This window comes from Novilysobacter antarcticus (assembly GCF_019802285.1).
Taxonomy (GTDB): Bacteria; Pseudomonadota; Gammaproteobacteria; order Xanthomonadales; family Xanthomonadaceae; genus Novilysobacter; species Novilysobacter antarcticus.
Window position 1 is genome coordinate 200,780 of record NZ_JAIEUJ010000001.1, and the last position, 23,750, is coordinate 224,529.

The window sequence follows — 23,750 nt, forward strand, 5'->3', positions numbered from 1 at the left end:
CGCTCCAATCAGAAGTGGTAAATGACGGTGAGCAGCACGGAGCGCGGCGCGCCGGGCGTGTAGCGGTAGCCACTCTTGTTGATTGCCGCGACGTAGTCCTGGTCCAGCAGGTTGTACAGGTTCAGGCGCAGGTCGAGATTGGACGACACCGCGTAACTGGCCACGGCATCCACGACCCAGTAATCCTTTGTGTACGCCGGGGTGCCCACCGCGCCATCGACGCCGCGCTTGAGCTCCCCGGAGTAGCGCGCGCCGCCACCAAAGGTCAGCCCGTTGGGAAGCTCATAGGTGGACCAGGCGGTGAACGCGCGCTTGGGGGTGTAGGTCAGGTCGGTGGATCCGTCGCTGGTGACCGCGGGCCCTGACAGCACGTCGGTGTCCATCACGGTGAATCCGGTCGACACCGACCAGACATCGGTGATCTGGCCGACCGCGCTGAGCTCCACGCCGCGGACTCGCTTGCGGCCGGTCTGGTAGTACTGCTGGTCCACCGGATCGCGCACCACTTCGTTGCTGATGCGGGTGTCGTAGAGGGCAGCGGTGAGCATCAGGCGCTGATCAAGCACGCTCCATTTGGTGCCGATTTCCGCGGTGCGGGCCTTTTGCGGGTCCAGGGCTGGATTGTTGGCGCTGTTCTCGGCATCACTCAACTCCAGGTTGCCGCCACCGGGAGGTTGCTGGGCGACCGCGTAGTTGGCGTAGAAGCTGGCGTTGGGCGCAGGCTTGTACAGCGCACCCAATTTCCAGTTCAGCAGCGTGTCGGACGCCCGGGCGTCCACCCCGGGCACGATGACGCCTTCATCGAGGACTCCGCAATCCGGGCCTCGGCCACCGCAAGGCACCGTGCTCCGGAATCGGGTCTTGTAGCGATCCGCGCGTAAACCGCCGTTGGCCTGCCATTGGTCGTTGAAGGTGATGGTGTCGAACACGTACGCCGCCAGCGTGTCGGTGCGTCCTTCGCCGCGTGCTCCGTTTCTTCTCCACTGCAGGCCGGTAACCGCCGGGTCGGGGCGATACAGGTCTGCTGCGGGCCACGAAGTCCCGTCGCGCGCAGCAACGCCCCGCGTGTCGAGTTCTTCGCGCGTCAGCTCCAGGCCGGTGGTGAGGTCGTGCCGGATCGCGCCGGCGTCAAGCCGGGTCGCGAGCGCGGTCTGGTTGGTCATGATTTTGTTGCGCCGGTTCTTGAACGTCGGCAACGAGCGCGCCACAGTCCAGCCGGAGGGGTCGTCCAGGTCCGGTGTGACCAGATTGGCCGCCGAGCCCATGAACGCCGTCAGCAGGTAATCCTGTTTCGTGCTGCCCCAGCGGGTGGTGTTGGTCAGCTGGGTCGCGGGCGACAGGTCGTGCTCGAGGCGCAGGGTCGCCATGTCGGCGGTGACGTCGTCGTAGTCCGACAAGGTGCCGTAGAAGTTGCTGGAGGCAACCGGAGGGGCGTCACCGAGTTGCGGTCGGGTCGGGTCGGGCGAGCTGTAGCCCGGCAGGCCGATGGTCGGTACGCCCCCGTCGGGGAGGTTGTCCTGCTGGACGTGCAGCAGGTTGATGTAGGTGCGCGTATCCGTGCCCAAACCAAAAGCGAGCGACGGCGCGATCGCCCAGCGCTTGTTCTCTATGGTGTCGCGGTCGGGAACGCCACTGTCCTGGGCCATCAGGTTCAGGCGCAGTGCACTGGTCTGGCCCAGGGTCTGGTTCCAGTCGGCGGTGACACGCTTCTGCTCGGCGCTGCCGTAGGAACCGCTGACCGAGGTGCGATCGTGGCCGTGCGCCTGCTTGCTGACAAGGTTGATGGCGCCGGTGGGAGCGGTACGTCCGTTGTCGGTGCCCGCCGGGCCTTTCGCCACTTCGATCTGCTCAATGTTGAACACGTCGCGCGAGATGGAGCCCAGGTCCCGCACGCCGTCCACGAAAATGCTGCCGGAGGTGTCGAAGCCGCGCAGGTAGATCGCATCGCCGGTGGTCGTGTTGCCGTTCTCGCCCGCGTAGAAGGTGCCCACGCCGGGGCTGTTGCGCAGTGCTTCGGTGAGGTTGGTGGCGCCCTGCTCGTTGAACAGGTCACTGCCAATCACATTGATGGTCTGGGTGGTATCCAGCAGCGGCTGGCTGAACTTGGGCGAGGACAGTTGCCCGGACGAATACACCTTGCCGCGCTTGCCCTCGACGTGGACCGTCTCGAAATCCGTGGCATCGGCGGCGGGACCCCCCGGCGACTGCGCCGATGCGGCCAGCGGCGCGGCCAGCACCAGTCCGGTCAGCAGGGAGACCGACAGGCTGGAGGAGGAGGGGGTAGTGCCGGGCTTGCGCGGTGATACCGCGTGTTTGCGGCTGGTGATGGGGGACATTCGGGTGCCTTGTGGGGAGCCAGGCGTGGTGCGGCCGCGAGGGGCGGATGACCACCCTGGTTCGATTGAAGGGGAGACCCGCGGAGGCACCGGAACGAAGGATCCGCCGACCTCAAGGCCGGTCTGGCGCCGCTGCAGGAACGGCGCAATGGTAAACGCAATCGAGAATCGTTCGCAACTGAGGGGCGATAGACCACGGCAACAAGTGGTCCGCTAACGTGCGAATTTGGGCGCCAACTCAGCGGTCGTCGCGGGTCCAGACCTTGTTGTTCTCGACCTTTACCGGGAAGTTCACCACCGGTTCGTAGGCAGGCGCACACAGGGCGCTACCGTCGCGCACGTCGAACTTCGCCCCGTGCAGGACGCATTCGACGGTTGCCGTCTCCCCATCGAAGCGGCCGGCCGACAACTCGAAGTCTTCATGCGAGCATTTGTCTTCAAACGCATAGAACGTGCCGTCGAAGTTGACCACCATGATCGGCGTGTCGCCGTCCCAGGCAACCGTCGACTCGCCGGGGAGCAGGTCGGCCGTGCTGCAGACCAGGGTCCATTCACTCATTGCCGGGGTCCTCTGCCTGCGTCGCAGTGCGCAGGCGCTTTTCCAGGATTTCGAAACGCAGGTCCGCGCGACGTGGGACGCCGAAGCGCTCGTCGCCGTAGGGAAATGGTTTGTACACACCGGTGCGCCGGTAGCCGCGACGCTGGTAGAAGGCGATCAGTTCGGAGCGCACGTCGATCACGCTCATTCGCAGCGACGGCAGTTGCCACTCGTCACGAACGATGCGCTCCGCCTCGCCCATTACGGCCTTGCCAACACCGCTGCCCTGCAGCTGTGGTCGAACCGCGAACATGCCGAACTGCGCGGCGTCAGCGGGGTGATCCTCGTCGGGCGCGATGTATGCGCAGGCGACAATACGGGGTCGGCCGGAGTCAGTGTCGTCAGGCATCTCGGCAACCAGCAATGTGCTGTTGCTGCGAGCCAGGCAGGCCTGCAGGTCGGCTACGTCGGTGCGCTGGCCATCCAGCAGGTCGGCCTCGGTGGTCCATCCGGAGCGGCTGGCTTCGCCCCGGTAGGCGGATTGGACCAGCGCCAGCAAATCGTCGAGGTCGGCAACGGTGGCGGCGCGGAATTGCAGGGTGGCCGTGCTCATGCCAGCAGGTTTCTCACCTTGCCCAGGGCCGCCACGAACGTGTCGATCTCTTCGAAGGTGTTGTAGAACGCAAACGATGCGCGGCAGGTGGCCGGGACGCCGAAATGGTGCATCAGCGGATGCGCGCAGTGGTGGCCCGAGCGCACAGCCACCCCCTCCAGATCCAGCAGGGTGGCCAGGTCGTGGGCATGGGCCCCTTCGACCAGGAAGCTGATCACCGCGGCCTTCTCGCGCGCCTTGCCGAAGATCCGCACGCCAGGCACTTTTTCCAGTGCGGAGGTGGCGTATTCCAGCAGTGCCTGTTCGCGCGCCGAGATGTTGTCCATCCCGATCGCGTCCAGGTAATCCACCGCCGCACCGAGTCCAACGAAGCCGGCGATATTGGGGGTGCCCGCCTCGAACTTGTGCGGGGCATCGTTGAACACGGTGCCCTCGAAGCTGACCTCACGGATCATCTCGCCGCCACCGAGGAAGGGCGGCATGGCTTTCAGGTGCTCGGAGCGTGCCCACAGCACGCCGGTGCCCGTCGGGCCGGCCATCTTGTGGCCGGTGATGGCGTAGAAGTCGCAGCCCAGGGCCGCCACATCAAGCGCCAGATGCGGCGCCGCCTGCGAGCCGTCCACCAGCGTGGTGATGCCACGCTTGCGGGCCTGCTTGCAGATTTCGCGCACCGGATTGACCGTGCCAAGCACGTTGGACACGTGGGTGAAGGCGAGCAGCTTAACCTCAGGCATCAGCAGCGAATACAGGTGCTCGAGGTCCAGGTCACCGCGGTCGTCCAGATCGGCGACCTTGAGCACGGCGCCGGTCCGCTCGGCGATCAGCTGCCACGGCACGATATTGGCGTGGTGCTCCATCCGCGTCAGCACGATGGCATCGCCCGGCTGCAGCCGCGGCAAGGCCCAGCTGTAGGCGACCAGGTTGATCGCGAAGGTGGTCCCGCTGCACAGCACCAGCTCGTCGCTGGACACGTTGAGGAAACGGGCCAGCTTGCGTCGGGCGCCTTCGTAGGCTTCGGTAGCCTCCGAACCCAGCGCATGCACCGCGCGGCTGACATTGGCGTTGTGGTGGCGGTAGAAGTCATCGACCGCCTCGATCACCGCGGCCGGCTTCTGACCGGTATTGGCCGAGTCCAGATACACCAGCGGCTTGCCGTGCACCTGTCGGGCCAGCAGCGGGAAGTCGGCGCGGATCCTCGCCCAGTCGGTGGGCATTTGAGCGGTTGAAGGGCTTCCGGACGTCTGGGGAGCACTACCTGAGGCCATGGTGGTCATGCCGGAATGGACCGTTCAAGCGCACCGTCAAGCCTTGCCAGCGCGGCATCGTGCATGCCGGTGTCGTCGAGCACGGACAGTGTTTCGCGGCAGAACGCGGCGGTCAGGATCATCCGCGCCTGGTCGGCGGGCAGGCCGCGGCTGCGCAGGTAGAACATCGCGGTCGGATCCAGCTGGCCCACCGTGGCGCCGTGGGCCGCCTGCACCTCGTCGGCATGGATGACCAGCACCGGCTGGGTATCGATTTCCGCGCCTTCGCTGAGCAGCAGGTTCTTGTTGGAGAGCATCGCATCGCTGCCATCCGCCCCCTGGCGGATCTGGATGCCGCCGTGGAAGACCGCGCGTGAGCGCCCGGAGCCGATGCCGCGCCACACCAGTTCGCAGGCGCTGTCGCGGCCCGCGTGATCGATGCCCAGGCGGGTATCCAGATGGCGCTTGCCGTCGGCCAGCAAAACGCCGTTGGCGTGCACGCGCGAGCGGTTGCCCAGCAGCACCACGTTGAGCTCGTGGCGCGACAGGCCGGCACCCAGTTCAAGGTCGATACGGCGGTACTCCGCATCCTCGCCCACTACCGCATCGGTGCGGTGGATCAGGGTCGCACCAGTGGACTCGTCCTGCAGGCGCGCGTGCGACAGGCGAGCACCCTTGCCCAGCTGCACCTGCATGATCGTGTTGGCGAAATGGCGATGCTCGCTGGCCATCAGCTGGTGCTCGACGACTTTCAAGTGGGCGCCGTCGCCAAGCTCGATCAGGTGGCGCAGATGCCAGGCCCGGTCGCTTGTATCGCCGGTGCCGACGAAGACCAGATGGATGGTATCGGCCGGCCGCTGATCAGCTTCCACCCGCAACACGACGCCCTGCGTCGCCAGCGCCGCGTTGAGTCGGGCGAACACTTCGTCACTGCGATCGTAGCTGCGCTGCATGAAGCTTGCGGCGTCGGTTTCCCCTTCGTCGAGCACATTCGACAAAGGTTGCAGGGTCACGCCCTCGGGCAGCCTTGCAATGTCGGACCAGGCCTCGTCGTAGCGCCCGTTGACGAAGACGATGCGCGGCGAGGGGATCGCCTCGAGCAGGGCTGAATCGATCCTGGGGGCGAGCCCGGCAGTTTCGAACGTCCGTCGTTCAAGCGCGCGCAGTGGCGTGTACTTCCACGCCTCGACGCGTGCGTGCGGCAGCCCGTCGCGCATCGCGGCGTCGAGCGCCGCACGTCGAACACCGCCCAGTCCGGCGGCATCGCGCGACGGCAGGGTGTCGAAACCGGCGGTCAGCGAATCCAGCAATGCGCTCATCAGGCCACCGCCTCCGGTGCGTCGTCCGGCGCGATGCGTCCCTTGATCCACTCGTAGCCATGCTCTTCCAGCTGCAGCGCCAGTTCCGGCCCGCCGGTTTCCACGATCCGGCCATCAGCCAGCACGTGCACCACGTCGGGCTTGATGTAGTCCAGCAGCCGCTGGTAGTGCGTGATGACCAGGAACATCCGCTCCGGTGATCGCAGCGCGTTGACGCCTTCCGCCACTGTCTTCAGTGCATCGATGTCCAGACCCGAGTCGGTCTCATCGAGGATCGCCAGCTTCGGCTCCAGCAACGCTAACTGGAAGATCTCATTGCGCTTTTTCTCGCCGCCGGAGAAGCCTTCGTTGACGCCACGATGCAGCAGCTCGTCCTTCAGATGCAATACGGCCAGCTTCTCGCGCACAAGCTTGAGGAACTGCATCGAGTCGATTTCATCCTCACCGCGCGCCTTGCGCTGGGCGTTCAACGCGGTGCGCAGAAAGTAGGTGTTGTTCACGCCCGGGATCTCGACCGGGTACTGGAACGCCAGGAACACGCCCAGCGCGGCGCGCTCTTCGGGTTCCATCGTAAGCAGGTCCTGGCCCAAGAAACTGACCGAGCCCGCGGTGATCTCATAGCCCTCGCGACCGGCGATGACGTTGCCCAGCGTGGACTTGCCCGAGCCGTTCGGGCCCATGATCGCGTGCACCTTGCCCGGCTGCAGCTCCAGGTTCAGACCCTTGAGGATTTCCTTGTCGCCAATGCGGACGTGGAGGTTTTCGATTTTCAGCATGGTGATTATCCGGTGTCCCGCCGTAGCGGGTGAAAATGTCGGGTCCGGCCGCGATGGCCGGACGCGGGAATGGGGTCTAGCCGACCGCGCCTTCCAGGCTCACTTCCAGCAGCGCCTTGGCTTCCACGGCGAATTCCATCGGCAGCTCGCGGAACACCTGCTTGCAGAAGCCGTCGACGATCATCGACACCGCGTCTTCCTCGCCGATCCCGCGCGAGCGGCAGTAGAACATCTGGTCGTCGCTGATCTTGGAGGTGGTCGCCTCGTGCTCGACGGTCGCGGTGGGGTTGCGTACCTCGATATACGGGAAGGTGTGGGCGCCGCACTGCTTGCCGATCAGCAGCGAGTCGCACTGGGTGTAGTTGCGTGCACCTTCCGCGCTGGAGGTCATCTTGACCAGGCCGCGGTAGGTGTTCTGGCCACGGCCGGCGCTGATGCCCTTGCTGATGATCGTGGACTTGGTGCGCTTGCCGATGTGGATCATCTTGGTGCCGGTGTCGGCCTGCTGGCGGTGGTGGGTCAGGGCGACAGAGTGGAACTCGCCGGTGGAGTCATCGCCGATCAGCACGCAGGACGGGTATTTCCAGGTGATCGCCGACCCGGTCTCGACCTGGGTCCAGTGGATCCGGCTGCGCGCGCCGCGGCATTCGCCGCGTTTGGTCACGAAGTTGTAGATGCCACCAACGCCGTTCTCGTCGCCCGGATACCAGTTCTGCACGGTGGAGTACTTGATGTCGGACTCTTCCAGCGCGACCAGCTCGACCACCGCCGCGTGCAACTGGTTCTCATCGCGCATCGGTGCGGTGCAGCCTTCCAGGTAGGAGACCTTGCCGCGGTCCTCGCAGATGATCAGCGTGCGCTCGAACTGGCCGGTATGGCCGGCGTTGATGCGGAAATAGGTGCTCAACTCCATCGGGCATTTCACCCCGGCCGGAATGAACACGAAGCTGCCATCGGAGAACACCGCCGAATTCAGTGCGGCAAAGTAGTTGTCACCCGGCGGAACCACGCTGCCGATGTATTTGCGCACCAGTTCGGGGTGGTTCTTGATCGCCTCCGACATCGAGCAGAAGATGATGCCCTTCTCGGTCAGCTCCTTGTGCACGGTGGTGCCCACCGAAACGGAGTCGAACACGACGTCGACCGCGACTCCGGCCAGCTTGGCGCGCTCGTGGAGAGGGATACCGAGCTTGTCGTAGGTGTCGATCAGCTCCTGCGGCACATCGTCCAGCGACTTGTACTTCGGACCCTTGGGCGCGGAGTAGTAGCTGAGCGCCTGCAGGTCGATCGGCGCGATGTCCAGCTTGGCCCAGTCCGGCATCGGCATCGTCAGCCAGTGGCGATAAGCTTCCAGCCGCCACTCGGTCATCCACTCGGGCTCTTCCTTGATCGCGGAAAGCTGGCGGATGATGTCCTCGTTCAAACCCGGCGGCAGGCTCGTGGTCTCGATGTCGGTAATGAAGCCGGCTTCGTAGGTGCGTCCGAGCTGCGCATGGATCTCGCGGTTGCTGCCATCGCCCGAGGGCGGCGTCGGTGGGGCGGGTGTGGCGTTTTCGATCGTCTGGGTGGCCATGGGCTGCCTGTCCTGTCTCAAATTAGGGGTGTCAAATACTGGCCAGGCGCAGGTCGATGCGCCTCGGGCCCGGAAGCGGTGTGTCGGCCGGTCGCGGCGGAACCAGCATCTGCGCCAGACTGACCGAACGCAGCGCGTCGGCGACCACGTCGTTGATATGGCGCCAGTTGGCGCGCACGTGGCAGGAGTCCTGGATGCCGCAGTTGCCTTCGTGGATACTGCACTCGGTCATCGCCAGCGGGCCTTCCATCGCCTCGACGATTTCGACCAGACTGATCGCATCCGGAGCGCGGGTCAGCCGGTAGCCGCCGTTGGCGCCGCGAAAACCCTCCACCAGGCCGGCCTGGGCCAGCGGCTTGAGCAGCTTGCTGACGGTCGGGGTCTCCAGTCCGGCGCGCTCCGCCAGCTCCGGTGCGCTCAGCACCAGCGACGGATTCGCCGCAAGCACGGTCAGCACAACGGTGGCGTAGTCGGTGAGTTTGGTGACCCGCAACATGGGTTCTCCTTAATCAGTACCGTAATTGTACGGATTGTTGCCCGCGCTTCCAAGCCGAATGACGAGTGGGGCGTTCAGATGCCGGAAATCCAGCCTGGTCGGCCGCACGTCGCACCAGCTATGGCCCGCAGCGGTGGCTGGGCCACAATAGGGGACTGTCTCCAGCTGGAACCGTTGCATGCCGCGCAAGATCATCGCCCGCCATTCCGCCATCCACGGCACCGGCGTGTTCGCCGTCGCACCGATCGCCAAGGGCGAGCGGATCGTTGAATACACCGGCGCCCGCCGCACTCACGCTGAGGTCGACGCTGGCGACAGCGGCGATGCGTCCTCCGGGCACACCTTCTTTTTCACCCTCAACGACGAGTACGTCATCGACGGCAACTTCAAGGGTGGGGTGGCGCGCTGGATCAACCACAGCTGCGAGCCCAACTGCGAGGCGCTTCTGGTCGAGCACGAAGGCGAGGACCGCAGCCTGGATCGCGTGTTCATTGAGGCGATCAGCGACATCGAGCCCGGTGACGAGCTGGTCTACAACTACGGCATCACCCTGGCCGAGGCGCATACCCCGAAGATGAAGCGGATCTGGGCCTGCTACTGCGGCGCGGACACCTGCACCGGGACGATCCTGCAGCCCAAATCAAAGCCACGCAAAAAGCGCGAAAGCTGAGTACGCAACGGCAGCGCAATTGGACATAGGTGCACCCCAGGTCGCGCGTGCGTCGTCCGCTGACTGGTTAAGATCGACGGTCCGTTTGCACTGTTCCAGGAGTCCGGTATGAGTTCGATCCAAGGCAAGGTCGCCGTTGTCACCGGTGCGGCCAGCGGCATCGGCAGGGAAATCGCGTTTGAGCTCTCGCGTGCCGGAGCCAAGGTGGCGATTGCGGACATCAATCTGGATGGCGCCAACGCCGTGGCCGAGGCGATCACGGAGGCCGGTGGCGAGGCGCTGGGCATCGCGGTGGACGTCACCGATGAGGCGGCGGTCAACGCCGGCATCGAGTCCGCAGTGGCGACGCTGGGCCCGATCGACATCCTTGTATCCAACGCCGGCATCCAGATCGTGAATCCGATCGAGAGCTACGCGTTCGCCGACTGGAAGAAGATGCTCGCCATCCATCTGGACGGCGCGTTCCTGACCACCAAGGCGGTGCTGCCTCACATGTACCGCGACGACGGCCACGGCGGCAGCCGCGGCGGGGTGGTGATTTATATGGGCTCGGTGCATTCCCACGAGGCGTCCAAATTGAAGGCGCCCTACGTTACTGCCAAGCACGGCCTGCTGGGCCTTGCGCGCGTGTTGGCGAAGGAGGGCGGCAGCCGCGGCGTGCGCAGCCACGTCGTCTGCCCCGGTTTCGTCCGCACGCCGCTGGTGGACCGGCAGATCCCGGAGCAGGCGCGGGAGCTGGGCATCAGCGAAGAAGAAGTGGTCAAGAAGGTCATGTTGGGGCAGACCGTCGATGGCATCTTCACCACGGTCGAGGATGTCGCGCAGACGGTGCGGTTCCTGGCCGAATTCCCCAGCGCGGCATTGACCGGGCAAAGCATTGTGGTCAGCCACGGCTGGTACATGCAGTAGCGGCGCAAAATCGCCCCGCCTTCCGCTGGGCCGCTACGACGCGAGCGACCGTGACAATCCGGTCGCCCACGCCTGCGGGCTCAGGACCGAGAACAACCCTGCTCGCCGGCAGCGTGCTGCCAGCACCAGCAGGTCGCGATCGCGGCTGAGCAACCAACGCGCGCCCGCATCCCGGGCCAGTTCGAGAAACTTCTGATCATCGGGATCGACGCAACGCGGCAGTGGCAGCGCCGCCGTGATGGATAGGGCCGCCGGGGGCGTATTCCCGACATCCGCGACCAGGGTGTCAAACGCTTTGATCAGTTCATCCTGATGCTGCGGGTCCAAGCCCAAGGCGGGATAGCCGAGTACGCGCCGCCACTCGGCGCGGGTGTCGGCGTTGGCTACAGCGATGAGCTGGCGAGATTGCAGCGCCTGCGCCAACGCGGCGACGCGGGGATCGTCGAACAGCAGCAGGTCCAGGCAGACATTGGTGTCGAGAACGACCCGTGGTGCGTCGACCGATCCGATCCTTGGCCCATCCGGTACGTTCAACACAAGAAGCGCAGGGGATTACTGCGAGACATCCAGGACCACCACCCCGTTGTCGATCCGTGCTGCACCAATGCGACGCGACACCAGCCGCTGGACCAGCTCGTGGTCGAGCCGGTAGATCGGCTCCTCGACCGCGAACGCGGCCAGCCAGGCGTTGATAAGTTCGCGCGAGGCGTCATTCAGCGAGCCGCTGGCGCCGTCAATGGTCTCAATCACCGGGTCCTGCAGGTGCAGGCCGAGTGTGCGCGTGTCGAAACGCAGGCCGCTGGCGATCTGGATGCGCCCGAGCGGGTGGGGCTGGTCACTTGCTGCGGTCAGCGCGCTCGCATCCAGGCTCAGCCGAAGCCGGTCGCTGTCATAGGGAATGGACAGGCTCGGCTTGCCGATCCGCAGGGTCGCCAGTCCGCCGAGCTTGTCGAAGTCCCGCGGGAAATTGCGGTCCAGAGACCGCTGTAGCTGCGGCTGGGTGAACGTCACCTGGCTGCCGAGCATGGAACCCATCGCAGTCAGGGTGGAGCAGCCTGCAACAATGATTGAGGCCAGTACAAGAGACACGACGACAACGGCTGTACGCATGGAAACTCCTGCAACGATTACCGGACCGTCGGGCAGTCGTCAGGGACCTGCCGGGTCGCCAGCGACATATTCGTCGCCAGCCAGCTGATCCTAGCGCTTGGCACGCCGAGTTGGGTGTTTGCGTGCGTGACCGCGGTTACCAGTCGATGGTGCCGGTGACGATGGGGCAGACCCTGCCCCCGGACCAGACCTCGCCATCGTCGTCGACGCGCAGATGCAGGCGCGCGTCGAATCCCACCTCACGCCCCTGGCTGGCCACGTAACGGCCGTTGCGACCGGGCAGGGCATCGTTCTCGCGCAGCCAGGCCGCGAGCACCGCATTGGCGGCCCCGGACGCCGCGTCCTCGAACGGGGTGCCGGCACCGACGAACGCACGCACCGCCAGGTCATGCTCGCCGCCTTCAGAACGGGCAAAGGCCAGCACGCCCATCGAATCGGTACTCGCCGCCAGTTGCTCGATTGCCGTCCAGTCCGGTGTGGCCGACCGGAGCGCGTCCTCGCCGGCGAGCTCCGCCACCCACCAGCGACGCCCGCCGTCCATCAGCGCAGGTGGCAATCCGCCCAGTGGCAAGCCGCGCAGCGCCGGAGCCAGCTTCATGTCGTCCGCACGCCCGACCTGGGCCACTCGCGCGGTCGGGGTGCGGATGGCGATGGAGCGCTGGCCATCGTGGTCGTCCACCTGCAGCGGCAACAGCCCGGTCACGCCTTCCTGCACGATGCGCCCGTCGGTGACCGCGGCCATCCCCGCCTGCAACACCGCGTATGCGGTGCCGATGCTGGGGTGACCCGCGAAGGGCACTTCCCGGTCCGGGGCGAACATGCGGATGCGGTAGTCAGCGCCCGCGGTGACCGGAGCGAACACGAACGTGGTTTCCGGACGGTCCGACCAGCGTGCGATCGCCTGCATCGTCGCCGCATCCAGACCATCGGTGTCGAGCACCACGGCCAACGGATTGCCGGCACCGGGCCGGTCGGCGAACACGTCCAGTTGCAGGTAACGGCGCTGGGTCATTGCGGTGGAGTCCAGTGAATAAGGGCGGCGACACGGCTGCGATCAAGCGCGGAAATACCGCGGCGGGAGCGCGGTCCTGACCGTGCGCCAATGGATTCTAGTGCCTTTGCAGAGGTATGCAGACCCGGAGCGGGTTCGCGGCGTGACTTCTCGCCGGTACTTCACCGGGGTGAGATGCCCGACTCTCGATTTTTTGCCGCGCGCGTTACCGCGCGACGCTGTTCAGGCGATAGGATGCACATCGTTGTTTTTTCCCTTTCCGGTCATCGGCTGGAACCAGGAGATCGGATAGGTGGCTGAAGTGCAGAAGTGGCTGGTACTCAAGTTCGGTGGAACCTCGGTGTCGAGGCGTGACCGTTGGGACACGATTGGTCGCATGGCCGTCGAGCGCGGTGCGGCGGAGGGCGCGCGCGTCCTCGTGGTCGTATCCGCGATGTCCGGGGTCACCAATGAGTTGCAGGCCATCTGCAACGGTGACGATGCGGTCGCGCGGGTGGCGACACTGGTGCATCGCCATCGCGCATTCTGCGAGGAGTTGGACCTGGATCCGGATCAGGTGCTCGGTGCGCGCCTGTTGGAGCTGGAAGGTCTGCTGCAAGATCCGCGTGCTGCCGCGCGGACGCTCCCCTGGCAAGCCGAGGTTCTGGCCCAGGGAGAGCTGCTGTCGTCGACGATCGGCGCGGCCTACCTGTGCGCCCAGGGTCTTGACTTCGGCTGGTGTGACGCGCGCGACTGGCTGCAGGCGGGACACGAGCCCAATCGCACCGAGGCGGCATTGCGACTGTCGGCATATCCACGGCGTGAGATCGAACCGGACTTCAGCGATCGCTTCGCGCAGCAGCCATCCCCACTGGTGCTGACCCAGGGATTCATCGCGCGCCACGATGACGGTGGCACGGCCGTGTTCGGTCGCGGTGGGTCGGACACTTCGGCGGCGTGTTTTGGTGCGTTGCTGGGCGCGGTTCGGGTGGAGATCTGGACCGACGTGCCGGGGATGTTCAGCGCCAACCCGCGTGAGGTGCCCGATGCGCGCCTGCTCACCCGCTTGGATTACGCGGAGGCGCAGGAGATCGCGACCACCGGTGCCAAGGTGCTGCATCCGCGCTCGATCGGGCCCTGTCGCCGGGCCGGCGTGCCAATGATGATCCTGGACACGTCGCGTCCCGAGCTTCCCGGAACGCGGATCGACGCCACTGCGGCCGCGATACCCGGCGTCAAGGCGATCAGTCGCCGCGACGGCGTGGTGCTGGTGTCGATGGAAAGCATCGGCATGTGGCAGCAGGTCGGCTTCCTGGCCGACATTTTCGAGCTGTTCAAGCGGCACGGCCTGTCGGTCGACCTGATCGGTTCCTCGGAAACCAACGTCACCATCTCGCTGGACCCCAGCCAGAACCTGGTGACCAGCAACGTGCTGGAAGCGCTGGCGACCGATCTGGCGAAGGTCTGCCGGGTCAAGGTGATCGCCCCGTGCACCGGTATCACCCTGGCTGGTCGTGGCATGCGCTCGCTGCTGCATCGCCTGTCCGACGTCTGGGCGACCTTCGGGCGCGAGCGCGTGCACCTGATCTCGCAGTCTTCAAACGACCTCAACCTCACCTTCGTGATCGACGAGGCGGATGCCGACGGCTTGCTGCCGTTGTTGCATGCTGAATTGATCAGCAGTGGAGCGATGCCTGTGCTGGATTCCGACGTGTTTGGCCCGAGCTGGCGCGAGATCGAATACGGCAGCCCCCAGCGGCGCGAGCCCTGGTGGGTGGGGCAGCGGGAGGATCTGCTGGCCCGCGCCGAAGCGGGCACGCCCCGCTATGTCTACCACCTGCCGACCGTGCGCGAGCGGGCCCGCGACATGCTGGCGACGGACGCCGTGGACCGGTGTTTCTTCGCCATCAAGGCCAATCCGCACCCCGCCATCCTGCGCACCGTAGCCAACGAGGGCCTCGGCCTGGAATGCGTGTCGCTGGGTGAGCTGGAGCACGTGTTCGCGACGCTGCCGGAGCTGCCGCCGTCACGCGTGCTGTTCACGCCCAGCTTTGCTCCCCGGCGCGAGTACGAAGCCGCGCTGGCGCTGGGGGTAACGGTCACACTGGACAACATCGAGGCACTGCAGCGCTGGCCGGAGGTGTTTCGCGGTCGCACGATCTGGCTGCGACTGGATCTGGGTCGCGGTGAAGGACACCACGAGAAGGTCCGCACGGGCGGTGTCGCGGCCAAGTTCGGCCTGCCGCTGGCCCGTTTCGACGCCTTCCTGGCCCACGCGCATACGCTGGATATCCGCATCAGCGGCCTGCATGCGCACCTGGGCAGCGGCATCGAAGACCCGCGTCACTGGCGCGAGGTGTATGCGCACCTGGCCGGGCTGGCCGACACTGCCGGTGACGTGGAAACCATCGACATCGGTGGTGGACTGCCGATTCCGTACACGCCCGATGCGCAGGATTTCGACCTGGCTGCCTGGCGCGATGGCCTGGACGAGATCAAGGCGGCATTTCCCCGCTACGCGCTGGTGGTCGAGCCGGGCCGCTATCTGGTCGCCGAAGCCGGCGTGTTGCTGCTCTCGGTCACCCAGGTGGTCGAAAAGGACGGTGTGCACCGGATCGGCTGTGATGGCGGCATGAACGTCATGATGCGTCCGGCGCTGTACGACGCCTGGCATGGCATCCACAACCTCAGTCGACACGGAGACACGTCGACGACCGCGTTCGAGATCGTCGGCCCGATCTGCGAGACCGGCGACGTTCTCGGCCGCAAGCGACTGTTGTCCAGCGCCACTGCGGAAGATGACGTCATTCTGGTGGCAGATACCGGCGCCTACGGCATGACGATGGCGAACACCTACAATCTGCGCGCCCTGCCGGCAGAGGACATCATCGAATGATCAACTGGACGTTCCAGCGCGATGCGATCAACGCTTTCCGTTTCGTGCGTTGTGACTTTGACCCGAGCACCGGCATCGCACGGCTCGTTTACGCCTTCGACGACAGTCCGGAGCTGGTGGAGACGGTGACCGTTCCCGGGGCCCCGTTCAAGTTGGATCACGCGCGCGCCGCGGCGGTGGAACAGGCCCTGAGGCTGCTCCACCTGATGGCGGGCGTGAGCTACTACAAGGCCGCGGTCCCGCCGAAGATCCTGATCGATTCGTACGCGATCGATCAGGCGACTGCCGGGCTGATGGAGACGGTCTATCTCAACGGACTGGGCGAGTTCGCGTACCGCAACGGGCTTGATCTGCACGATCGGATCCGTTTTCCGGCGGACGCGGCAGATGCGCCGCTGGCGGCGAAGGCCGGGCTGCGCGAGCACGCTCTCGTGGCCATCGGCGGAGGCAAGGACTCGCTGGTCAGCATCGAGGCATTGCGGGCGCTGGCGATCGATCAGACTGTCACCTGGATCGGCGGATCGCAGCTGATCAAGGCCTGCGCGGAGCGCACCGGCCTGCCGATGCTGAATATCGGTCGCGCACTGGCCCCCCAGTTGTTTGATTTCAACCGCCAGGGCGCCTGGAACGGCCATATCCCGGTCACCGCGGTGAACTCGGCGATCCTGGTGCTGGCAGCGCTGCTGCGGGGCGTCGACCAGGTGGTGTTCTCCAACGAGCGTTCGGCCAGCTACGGCAGCCTGATCCGCAGCGAGGACGGCCAGAGCACGACCGAGGTCAACCACCAGTGGTCCAAGGGATGGGCGTTTGAAGCCGCCTTTGGTGAGCATGTCAGCCGGCACGTTGCCGCGGACCTGCACTACTGCTCGTTGCTGCGTCCGTTGAGCGAGTTGGCGGTGGCGCGGCAGTTTGCGCGCATCGACCGCTACGACGCCTGGTTCTCCAGTTGCAACCGCAACTTCCACATCCTCGGTGAGCGTCCGGTCAACCGCTGGTGTGGAGTCTGTCCCAAGTGCCATTTCGTTTTCCTGGCCCTGGCGCCCTTCATGCCCAAGGCCCGGCTGGTGGGCATATTCGGCCGCAACCTGCTGGACGATCCCGCACAGACGGCTGGCTACGACGCGCTGCTCGAGTACCACGACCACAAGCCGTTTGAATGTGTCGGCGAAGGCATCGAGTCGCGTGCGGCGATGGCCGCGCTGGTGGATCGGGCGGACTGGCGGGAGGACGCGCTGGTAAAGCGGTTCGCGGAGGAGATCAGCCCTCGGCTCGAGGCCGCGGACCTTGGCATCGAGCGGTTGCTGGAACTCGATGATCAACACCGCATTCCGGCGCCGTTGTGGGAACGTCTGCGTGCGCATCTCGCAGCTTGAAGGGCGTCGTGTCGCCTTGTGGGGCTGGGGCAGGGAAGGACAGGCCGCGTGGCGTGCGATCCGCTCCCGGCTGCCGACTCTGCCAGTGACACTCTTGTGCACACCTGACGAAATGGCGGCCGCCCGCAGTTTGGGTGACGAGCTTTTGAATGTGGAGGGTGATGCGTCCACGGACCGTTTGGCGGCGTTCGAGATTGTGGTCAAATCGCCCGGTATCAGCCCCTACGGTGCGGCAGCGGCAGCTGCTGCAGCAAGCGGCACGCGTTTCATCGGCGGCACCGCTCTGTGGTTTGCGGAGCAGGGCGACGCTGCAGGCATCGCCCGCAACACTGTCTGCATCACCGGTACCAAGGGAAAGAGCACGACCACTGCATTGCTCGCCCACCTGCTGCGCGCTGCGGGCCGCCGCACCGCGCTGGCCGGGAATATCGGTCTGCCGTTGCTGGAGCTCCTGGATGCGGCGCCCGACCAGATCCCGGAAAGCTGGGTCATCGAACTGTCGAGCTACCAGACAGCCGACGTCGCCGCCAGCGGCGTGCGTCCGGATATCGCGGTGGTGTTGAACCTGTTTCCGGAGCACCTGGACTGGCATGGAAGCGAAGACCGCTACGTGGCGGACAAGCTCCAGCTCGTCACCGGGGCTCGCCCCCGGGTCGCTGTCCTGAATGCGGCGGACCCGCGACTTGTGGCGCTGCGACTGCCCGACAGCAAGATTCGCTGGTTTGGCGACGAGTCCGGCTGGCACCTTCGCGGCGATGTCTTATTCGACCGGGATAGCCGGGTGATGGATGTGTCCTCACTGCCGCTGCCGGGACGCCACAATCGTGGCAACCTCTGCGCGGCACTGACCGTGCTGGACGCGATGGGCCTGGACGCGGCGGCTTTGGCGCCATTCGCACACGACTTCACCCCGCTGCCGCACCGTCTTCAGTCGCTCGGGACCCGCGACGGCCTTGGCTGGGTAAACGACTCGATCAGCACGACCCCGTATGCGAGCCTGGCGGCGCTGGAATGCTTTGCCCACCGACGCGTCGCAATCCTGTTGGGTGGCCATGACCGCGGCGTTGACTGGTCGGAGTTCGCCAAAGGGCTTGCCGGCCGTGCGCCGGAGGTGGTGGTCACAATGGGCGCGAATGGTCCGCGTATCCATCAATTGCTGGCGCCGATGGCCGACAACGGCGAATTCGTCCTGCTGCGGGGCGAGGGCCTGGCGGATGCCGTCAGCAAGGCGCGGGCGGCCCTGGACGGTGATGGCGTGGTCCTGCTCTCGCCCGGTGCGCCCAGTTTCGGTCCGTACCGCGACTATGTCGCGCGGGGCCGGCACTTCGCCTCGCTGGCCGGGTTTGACCCGGATGCGATCAGCGCAATCCCGGGACTGGGCATCGCCTGAGTCGCACGCGCGCCCAATCGAGAACTCAGTAGTCGCGGCTGACCGCGTAGTCGGCCAGTCCGCGCAGCGCGCGCAGATGAGCGTTGTCATCCAGTCCTTCCAGCGCAGCCACGGCGCGGGCGGCATAGTCGCGGGCCAGCTGGCGGCTGTATTCCAGCCCGCCGGTGGCGTTGATCGCCGCCAGTACGACCGGCAGAGCTCCGGTGTCACCGTTCTGGATCGCTGCGCGCAGGCTCTCCGCGGTGCTGTGGTCGCTGTGACGGATGGCGTGGATGAGAGGAAGGGTGGCCTTGCCTTCGGCGAGATCGTCGCCGAGGTTCTTGCCCAGGGTTTCCGCGTCCGAGGCGTAGTCCAGCACGTCGTCGGCAATCTGGAAGGCGAAGCCGAGATTCAGGCCGTAATCGTGCAGCTTGTCCTGGGTCGCCTGGTCCACGCCCGCCAACAGCGCGCCCAGACGGGTTGCGGCGGCAAACAGCACGGCGGTCTTGCGCTCGATGACCCGGATGTAGGCCGCCTCGTCGGTGTCGGGGTTGCGAACGTGCAGCAATTGCAACACCTCGCCCTCGGCGATCCGGTTGGTGGTGTCGGCGAGGATCGTCTGCACCTGCATCGACTCGAGTTCCACCATCAACTGGAAACTGCGCGAATATAGGAAGTCGCCGACCAGGACGCTGGCCGCGTTGCCCCAGACCGCGTTGGCGGTCTTGCGACCCCGGCGAAGGTCGGATTCGTCGACGACGTCGTCGTGCAGCAGGGTGGAGGTGTGGATGAACTCGACCACCGCCGCCAGCTGGTGCGCGTCCGGCCCACGGTGATCCAGCGCCCCGGCCGCCAGCAGCAGCAACATCGGTCGCAGACGCTTGCCCCCCGCATTGATGATGTACTCGGAGACCTGGTTGATCAGCACGACGTCGGACGCCAGGCGGCGCCGGATCAACGCGTTGACCGCGGCCATGTCATCGCGGGCCAGCGCCTGGATCTCATCCAGGCCGGGGTTCGCTGGGTGTGGGGCGGAAGCGTGCATGGGTGACCAGACTACGGGGGACCGGCGATTATAGGCGTTCGCGGCCGGGCGGAAATCCGAGGGCACGGATGGGAGTGGCCCGACCGTGCCCGCCCGATGGGCCGGTATACTTGCCTGCCCGTCGCCGCCGGCGACCACATAGGACCGCATTCATGGCACGTGGCATCAACAAGGTGATCCTGGTCGGCAATCTCGGCAACGATCCCGACATGAAATACACCCAGGGCGGCATGGCCATCTGCACCCTGTCGCTGGCGACCACCAGCGTGCGCAAGGACAAGGATGGCCAGCAGATCGAGAAGACCGAATGGCACCGGGTCAAGCTGTTCGGCAAGCTGGGCGAGATCGCTGGCGAGTACCTGAAAAAGGGGCGTCAGGTCTATATCGAAGGCTCGATACGCTATGACAAGTTCACGGGCCAGGACGGCGTCGAGAAGTACTTCACCGACATCGTTGCCGACGAGATGCAGATGCTGGGCGGTGGTGGTGGTGGCTCGGAGGGCGGTGGGCGCGATTTCGACCGCGAGGAGCGGACCTCGCGTCCGGCCCCCCGCCAAGCCGCCGCGCCGCGTCGTGAAGCCGCGACGGCGAAGTCGAACGACTTCGGCGATGACTTCGCGGATGACGATATTCCGTTCTAGGGGAAAGTCAGCGCTTTATCCGGTACATCGGTTAAGGATTGCTAGTAGGATCGCCACCGCGATATCTGCGCGGTGGTGCGGTTGATAGATAATTTTTTCTCTAGTTGGAGCGTTGCATGCCGACGTGGTTGGTGACCGGCGGGGCCGGTTTTATTGGCGGAAATTTCGTCCTCGATGCGGTCGGGCGTGGCATCAAGGTGGTCAATCTGGATGCCCTTACCTACGCGGGCAACCTGGACACCCTGTCGTCCTTGGATGGCAATCCGTTACACGTGTTCGCGCATGGCGACATCGGTGACGCCGCACTGGTGCAACGCCTGTTGCGCGAGCACCAGCCCGATGCAGTCATCAATTTTGCCGCCGAAAGCCATGTCGACCGCTCCATCGATGGCCCCGCCGAGTTCGTCCAGACCAATGTGGTGGGCACGCTCAGCCTGCTGGAGCAGGTCCGCGACTACTGGAAGTCGCTGGACGGAGCGCGTGCGGAGGATTTCCGCTTCCTGCATGTCTCCACCGACGAGGTGTACGGCACCCTCGGCGATACGGGAAAGTTCACTGAAACCACTCCGTATGCCCCCAATTCGCCGTACTCCGCGTCCAAGGCCGCGTCGGACCATCTGGTGCGTGCCTTCCACCATACCTATGGCCTGCCGGTCCTCACCACCAACTGTTCGAACAACTACGGGCCCTACCAGTTTCCGGAAAAGCTCATCCCGCTGATCATCGCAAAGGCGCTGGCCGGCGAGGCACTGCCGGTCTACGGCGATGGCCTCAACGTGCGCGATTGGCTGTTCGTATCCGACCACTGCGCGGCAATCCGGCGCGTGCTGGAGGCAGGCCGGGTGGGCGAGGTCTACAACATCGGCGGTGAGGCTGAACGAACCAACATCGTCGTTGTGCAGACCATCTGCCGCCTGCTGGATCAGCGTCGACCGCTGGCCGACGGCAGCAAGCGCGAGTCGCTCATCACCTACGTCCAGGACCGCCCTGGGCACGACCGCCGCTACGCGATCGATGCCAGCAAGCTGCACGGCGAGCTGGGCTGGGAGCCGGCGGTAATCTTCGATGAAGGCATGGCCCGGACCATCGACTGGTATCTGGAAAATGCGACGTGGGTGCAGCGGGTGATGGATGGCAGCTACCGCCTCGAGCGCATTGGTGGCGTCGAATGATGGCGACTTCAGCGCGCAAGGGGATCATCCTCGCCGGTGGTTCGGGCACCCGCCTGTATCCGGTGACCCAGGCGATCAGCAAGCAGCTGCTGCCGATCTTCGACAAGCCTATGATCTATTACCCGCTCAGCGTGTTGATGCTGGCCGGTATTCGCGAAGTGTTGATCATCAACACACCCCACGAGCAGGCCCTGTTCCAGAACCTGCTCGGCGACGGTTCGCAGTGGGGCATGCAGATCGAATACGCGGTACAACCCAGCCCGGACGGGCTCGCGCAGGCGTTCCTTATCGGGCGTGATTTCCTCGCCGGTCAACCCAGTTGCCTGGTGCTGGGCGACAACATTTTCCACGGCCCCGGCCTTACCGCGATGTTGAAGCGCGCTGACGCGCGTCCCGAGGGAGCCACCGTGTTTGGCTATTGGGTGCGCGATCCGGAGCGCTACGGCATTGCCGAATTTGACGCCGATGGGAAGGTCGTGGGTCTGGAAGAAAAGCCCGAGCGCCCGCGTTCCAACTACGCTGTCACCGGCCTGTATTTCTATGACGGCCGGGCGAGTGATTTCGCTGCGCAGATCAAACCGTCGGAGCGTGGCGAACTGGAAATCACCGACCTCAACAAGCGCTACCTCGACGACGGCGCCCTGAACATGGAGCGCTTGGGCCGCGGGTATGCATGGCTGGACACCGGGACCCACCAGTCCTTGCTGGAAGCGTCCAATTACGTTGAAACCATTGAGGCGCGGCAGGGTCTGCGGGTCTGCTGTCCTGAGGAGATTGCCCTGCACAACGGCTGGATCAGCAACGATGAGCTGCGGGCGCTCGCACAGCCGCTGGTCAAGAACGGGTATGGCCAATATCTGTTGTCCCTCATCGATCGCGGGTACGTGGAATGAAGGTGTTTCAAACGGACCTGCCGGGATGCGTTGTTTTTGAGCCGCGGGTGTTCAGCGATGAGCGCGGATTCTTCTTCGAGACCTTCAACCACGACAAGCTGCGCGAGCACGGCTTGCAGCCGTCATTCGTCCAGGGCAACACATCCTCATCGCGCAAGGGGGTGCTGCGCGGCCTGCATTACCAGTGGCCGAATCCACAGGGTAAGTACGTATCGGTGGTAGAGGGCGAAGTCTGGGATGTCGCCGTCGACATCCGCCGCGGCTCGTCACACTTCGGCCGCTGGACGGCGGTTGTGTTGAGCGCGGAAAACAAGCGCCACTTCTGGATTCCGGAGGGGTTCGCCCACGGCTTTGTCACCCTGAGCGAGCAGGCAGTGTTCACTTACCTGTGCACCGCGACCTACGATCCGGAGGCGGATGCCAGCCTGCGCTGGGATGATCCGCGTCTTGCGATCGATTGGCCGGTGACCTCGCCGGTACTGTCTGCGAAAGATGCCGGCGCGCCGCTTCTGGATGAAGTCGCGGAAAGCCGCTTGCCGTTGTTTCAGGGATGAAGGCGATGCGCTTGCTGCTGATCGGGGGCAACGGCCAGGTTGGTCACGAACTACGACGTGCGTTGGCGCCGTTGGGCGATTTGGTGGTCACCACCCGTGATGGCCGCTTGTCCGACGGTGCGCCGTGCGAGACGCTGGACCTTGGCCAGCCGGAAAGCGTCGCCGACCTGGTTGAGCGCATTGCGCCCGACGTTGTCATCAACGCGGCCGCCTACACCGCAGTGGATCGGGCCGAGGACGAACCGGACCTCGCCCAAGTGGTCAATGCCGAGTCGCCAGCCCTGATCGCGGAGGCGTGTGCGGGCGTGGCCGCAACGCTGGTGCATTACTCCACTGACTATGTCTTCGATGGCCTGGGGCAGAGGCCCTATCGCGAGGAGGATCCCACTGCGCCGCTTGGTGTCTATGGTGCGACCAAACTCGCGGGGGAGCAGGCGATCGCGGCCACTGGCGCGCGACACCTGATCCTTCGCACCGCGTGGGTTTACGGGCTGCATGGCAGCAACTTCTTGCGGACGATGTTGCGTCTGGCAGGCGAGCGAGACGAATTGCGCGTGGTGGCCGATCAGGTCGGCTCACCGACTCCCGCGTGGCTGATTGCGGACGTCACTGCGTCGATCCTGCGAAGGACTATCGACACATCGGGCGTCTTCCATCTCGTGGCCGCAGGTCAGACCAGTTGGCATGGGTTTGCCGAAGCGATCATGCAGCAAGCCAGAAGTGCAGGTCTGCTGAAGCGCGAGCCGCGTGTGCTGCCGATCACAACGGCGGAATTTCCCACTCGCGCCGCCCGGCCGGCGTTTTCCGTGCTGGACACGGCGCGTCTGGAGGAGCAGTTCCAGTTGGAAATCCTGGACTGGCGCAGGGCGCTGGTCAAGACGCTCCACGCTGGGCCCCTCCAGAGGCGCTGAGCAGCGAAGCGGCTGGCACCGCTCTGATGCCTCAACCCCGTCGATCGGCTACGCTTCGCGGCGGGGAGCAACCATCAGGGGATGGACGATTTATCTCGGATGGCCGGAAGGCTGCTTTTTCTGTATGCGTCTGCGTGCAGGTTGGCGGATTGCGGTGCACGCCCGTTTCTCCGCCCAGATACTTCACTTCCGAACAGGAGTTGGACTTGAACCGCATTGCCCTTGCAACCGTTGCCATCTTGGTCTTCGTGGCACTGACGCCGTGCCCCGCCGCTGCCCAATCCGAATCATCGACCGCGACGTCGCCGCCTACGAATGCTT

22 protein-coding genes are annotated in these 23,750 nt (G+C 65.2%); 10 read left to right on the forward strand and 12 right to left on the reverse strand.

The window, feature by feature from the left end; translation table 11 throughout:
• Nucleotides 1–8: 8 nt before the first annotated feature.
• The 8 genes from KZ491_RS00985 to KZ491_RS01020 all read right to left on the reverse strand — a co-directional run bounded on the left by KZ491_RS00985 (nt 9) and on the right by KZ491_RS01020 (nt 8,895).
• Entirely contained in the window at nt 9–2,336 is a 2,328-nt protein-coding gene (locus KZ491_RS00985) for a catecholate siderophore receptor Fiu (protein ID WP_222564020.1), read from the reverse strand.
• A gap of 238 nt (nt 2,337–2,574) precedes the next feature.
• Nucleotides 2,575–2,895: a non-heme iron oxygenase ferredoxin subunit gene (locus KZ491_RS00990; protein ID WP_222564021.1), complete on the reverse strand. Its 321-nt coding sequence runs from the start codon at nt 2,893–2,895 to the stop codon at nt 2,575–2,577.
• Nucleotides 2,888–3,487, reverse strand: coding sequence for a GNAT family N-acetyltransferase (locus KZ491_RS00995; RefSeq protein ID WP_222564022.1), 600 nt, complete (start codon nt 3,485–3,487; stop codon nt 2,888–2,890). Before KZ491_RS00995 ends, KZ491_RS00990 begins: the two co-directional genes overlap by 8 nt.
• Entirely contained in the window at nt 3,484–4,752 is a 1,269-nt protein-coding gene (locus tag KZ491_RS01000; RefSeq protein ID WP_222564675.1) for a cysteine desulfurase, read from the reverse strand. Before KZ491_RS01000 ends, KZ491_RS00995 begins: the two co-directional genes overlap by 4 nt.
• Before the next feature lie 5 nt (nt 4,753–4,757).
• Nucleotides 4,758–6,050, reverse strand: coding sequence for a Fe-S cluster assembly protein SufD (gene sufD / locus KZ491_RS01005; RefSeq protein ID WP_222564023.1), 1,293 nt, complete (start codon nt 6,048–6,050; stop codon nt 4,758–4,760).
• On the reverse strand, nt 6,050–6,826 hold the full coding sequence (gene sufC, locus KZ491_RS01010; RefSeq protein ID WP_222564024.1) for a Fe-S cluster assembly ATPase SufC: 777 nt from the start codon (nt 6,824–6,826) through the stop codon (nt 6,050–6,052). The genes sufD and sufC overlap by 1 nt, the downstream gene beginning before the upstream one ends.
• Nucleotides 6,827–6,902: 76 nt before the next feature.
• Nucleotides 6,903–8,399, reverse strand: a complete 1,497-nt coding sequence (gene sufB, locus KZ491_RS01015) for a Fe-S cluster assembly protein SufB (protein WP_222564025.1) — start codon at nt 8,397–8,399, stop codon at nt 6,903–6,905.
• A 31-nt stretch (nt 8,400–8,430) separates the two neighbouring features.
• A complete protein-coding gene (locus KZ491_RS01020) occupies nt 8,431–8,895 on the reverse strand; it encodes an SUF system Fe-S cluster assembly regulator (protein WP_222564026.1) in 465 nt (154 codons plus the stop codon).
• Between the two features lie 178 nt (nt 8,896–9,073).
• On the opposite strand from KZ491_RS01020, the gene KZ491_RS01025 reads away from it, so the two are divergent.
• Both KZ491_RS01025 and KZ491_RS01030 read left to right on the forward strand, forming a co-directional pair.
• On the forward strand, nt 9,074–9,565 hold the full coding sequence (locus KZ491_RS01025) for an SET domain-containing protein (RefSeq protein WP_222564028.1): 492 nt from the start codon (nt 9,074–9,076) through the stop codon (nt 9,563–9,565).
• A gap of 108 nt (nt 9,566–9,673) precedes the next feature.
• Complete coding sequence (locus tag KZ491_RS01030; RefSeq protein WP_222564029.1) at nt 9,674–10,474, forward strand: 3-hydroxybutyrate dehydrogenase; 801 nt, start codon at nt 9,674–9,676, stop codon at nt 10,472–10,474.
• 33 nt (nt 10,475–10,507) lie between these two features.
• Here KZ491_RS01030 and KZ491_RS01035 read toward each other — a convergent pair whose 3' ends face one another.
• From KZ491_RS01035 to KZ491_RS01045, 3 genes are all read right to left on the reverse strand, one after another.
• Nucleotides 10,508–11,008 carry a putative toxin-antitoxin system toxin component, PIN family gene (locus KZ491_RS01035; RefSeq protein ID WP_246606443.1) on the reverse strand — a complete coding sequence of 167 codons (501 nt, stop codon included), beginning with the start codon at nt 11,006–11,008 and terminating at the stop codon, nt 10,508–10,510.
• Between the two features lie 18 nt (nt 11,009–11,026).
• Nucleotides 11,027–11,584: a DUF1439 domain-containing protein gene (locus tag KZ491_RS01040; RefSeq protein ID WP_222564030.1), complete on the reverse strand. Its 558-nt coding sequence runs from the start codon at nt 11,582–11,584 to the stop codon at nt 11,027–11,029.
• A 136-nt stretch (nt 11,585–11,720) separates the two neighbouring features.
• Entirely contained in the window at nt 11,721–12,596 is an 876-nt protein-coding gene (locus tag KZ491_RS01045; RefSeq protein WP_222564031.1) for a PhzF family phenazine biosynthesis protein, read from the reverse strand.
• A gap of 292 nt (nt 12,597–12,888) precedes the next feature.
• Here KZ491_RS01045 and KZ491_RS01050 point away from each other — a divergent pair, with 292 nt between their 5' ends.
• The 3 genes from KZ491_RS01050 to murD are packed head-to-tail and all read left to right on the forward strand — an operon-like array spanning nt 12,889 to nt 18,234.
• Nucleotides 12,889–15,471, forward strand: a complete 2,583-nt coding sequence (locus KZ491_RS01050) for a bifunctional aspartate kinase/diaminopimelate decarboxylase (protein ID WP_222564032.1) — start codon at nt 12,889–12,891, stop codon at nt 15,469–15,471.
• Complete coding sequence (gene murL / locus KZ491_RS01055) at nt 15,468–16,844, forward strand: UDP-N-acetyl-alpha-D-muramoyl-L-alanyl-L-glutamate epimerase (RefSeq protein WP_222564033.1); 1,377 nt, start codon at nt 15,468–15,470, stop codon at nt 16,842–16,844. The genes KZ491_RS01050 and murL overlap by 4 nt, the downstream gene beginning before the upstream one ends.
• Nucleotides 16,825–18,234 carry a UDP-N-acetylmuramoyl-L-alanine--D-glutamate ligase gene (gene murD / locus KZ491_RS01060; RefSeq protein WP_222564034.1) on the forward strand — a complete coding sequence of 470 codons (1,410 nt, stop codon included), beginning with the start codon at nt 16,825–16,827 and terminating at the stop codon, nt 18,232–18,234. The genes murL and murD overlap by 20 nt, the downstream gene beginning before the upstream one ends.
• Nucleotides 18,235–18,259: 25 nt before the next feature.
• Here murD and KZ491_RS01065 read toward each other — a convergent pair whose 3' ends face one another.
• Nucleotides 18,260–19,258: a polyprenyl synthetase family protein gene (locus KZ491_RS01065; RefSeq protein WP_246606446.1), complete on the reverse strand. Its 999-nt coding sequence runs from the start codon at nt 19,256–19,258 to the stop codon at nt 18,260–18,262.
• 152 nt (nt 19,259–19,410) lie between these two features.
• Between KZ491_RS01065 and ssb the strand changes: the two genes are divergently transcribed.
• The 5 genes from ssb (at nt 19,411) to rfbD (ending at nt 23,429) form a co-directional block, all read left to right on the forward strand.
• Nucleotides 19,411–19,899 (forward strand): single-stranded DNA-binding protein, encoded by a 489-nt coding sequence (ssb, locus tag KZ491_RS01070; protein ID WP_222564035.1) that lies wholly within the window; start codon nt 19,411–19,413, stop codon nt 19,897–19,899.
• A 116-nt stretch (nt 19,900–20,015) separates the two neighbouring features.
• Complete coding sequence (gene rfbB, locus KZ491_RS01075; RefSeq protein ID WP_222564036.1) at nt 20,016–21,071, forward strand: dTDP-glucose 4,6-dehydratase; 1,056 nt, start codon at nt 20,016–20,018, stop codon at nt 21,069–21,071.
• On the forward strand, nt 21,068–21,964 hold the full coding sequence (rfbA, locus tag KZ491_RS01080) for a glucose-1-phosphate thymidylyltransferase RfbA (RefSeq protein ID WP_246606447.1): 897 nt from the start codon (nt 21,068–21,070) through the stop codon (nt 21,962–21,964). The genes rfbB and rfbA overlap by 4 nt, the downstream gene beginning before the upstream one ends.
• Nucleotides 21,961–22,518 carry a dTDP-4-dehydrorhamnose 3,5-epimerase gene (gene rfbC / locus KZ491_RS01085; RefSeq protein ID WP_222564037.1) on the forward strand — a complete coding sequence of 186 codons (558 nt, stop codon included), beginning with the start codon at nt 21,961–21,963 and terminating at the stop codon, nt 22,516–22,518. The genes rfbA and rfbC overlap by 4 nt, the downstream gene beginning before the upstream one ends.
• A 5-nt stretch (nt 22,519–22,523) precedes the next feature.
• The gene (rfbD, locus tag KZ491_RS01090) at nt 22,524–23,429 is read left to right on the forward strand and encodes a dTDP-4-dehydrorhamnose reductase (RefSeq protein ID WP_222564679.1); all 906 of its coding nucleotides are present in this window, start codon (nt 22,524–22,526) and stop codon (nt 23,427–23,429) included.
• Nucleotides 23,430–23,750 lie beyond the last annotated feature (321 nt).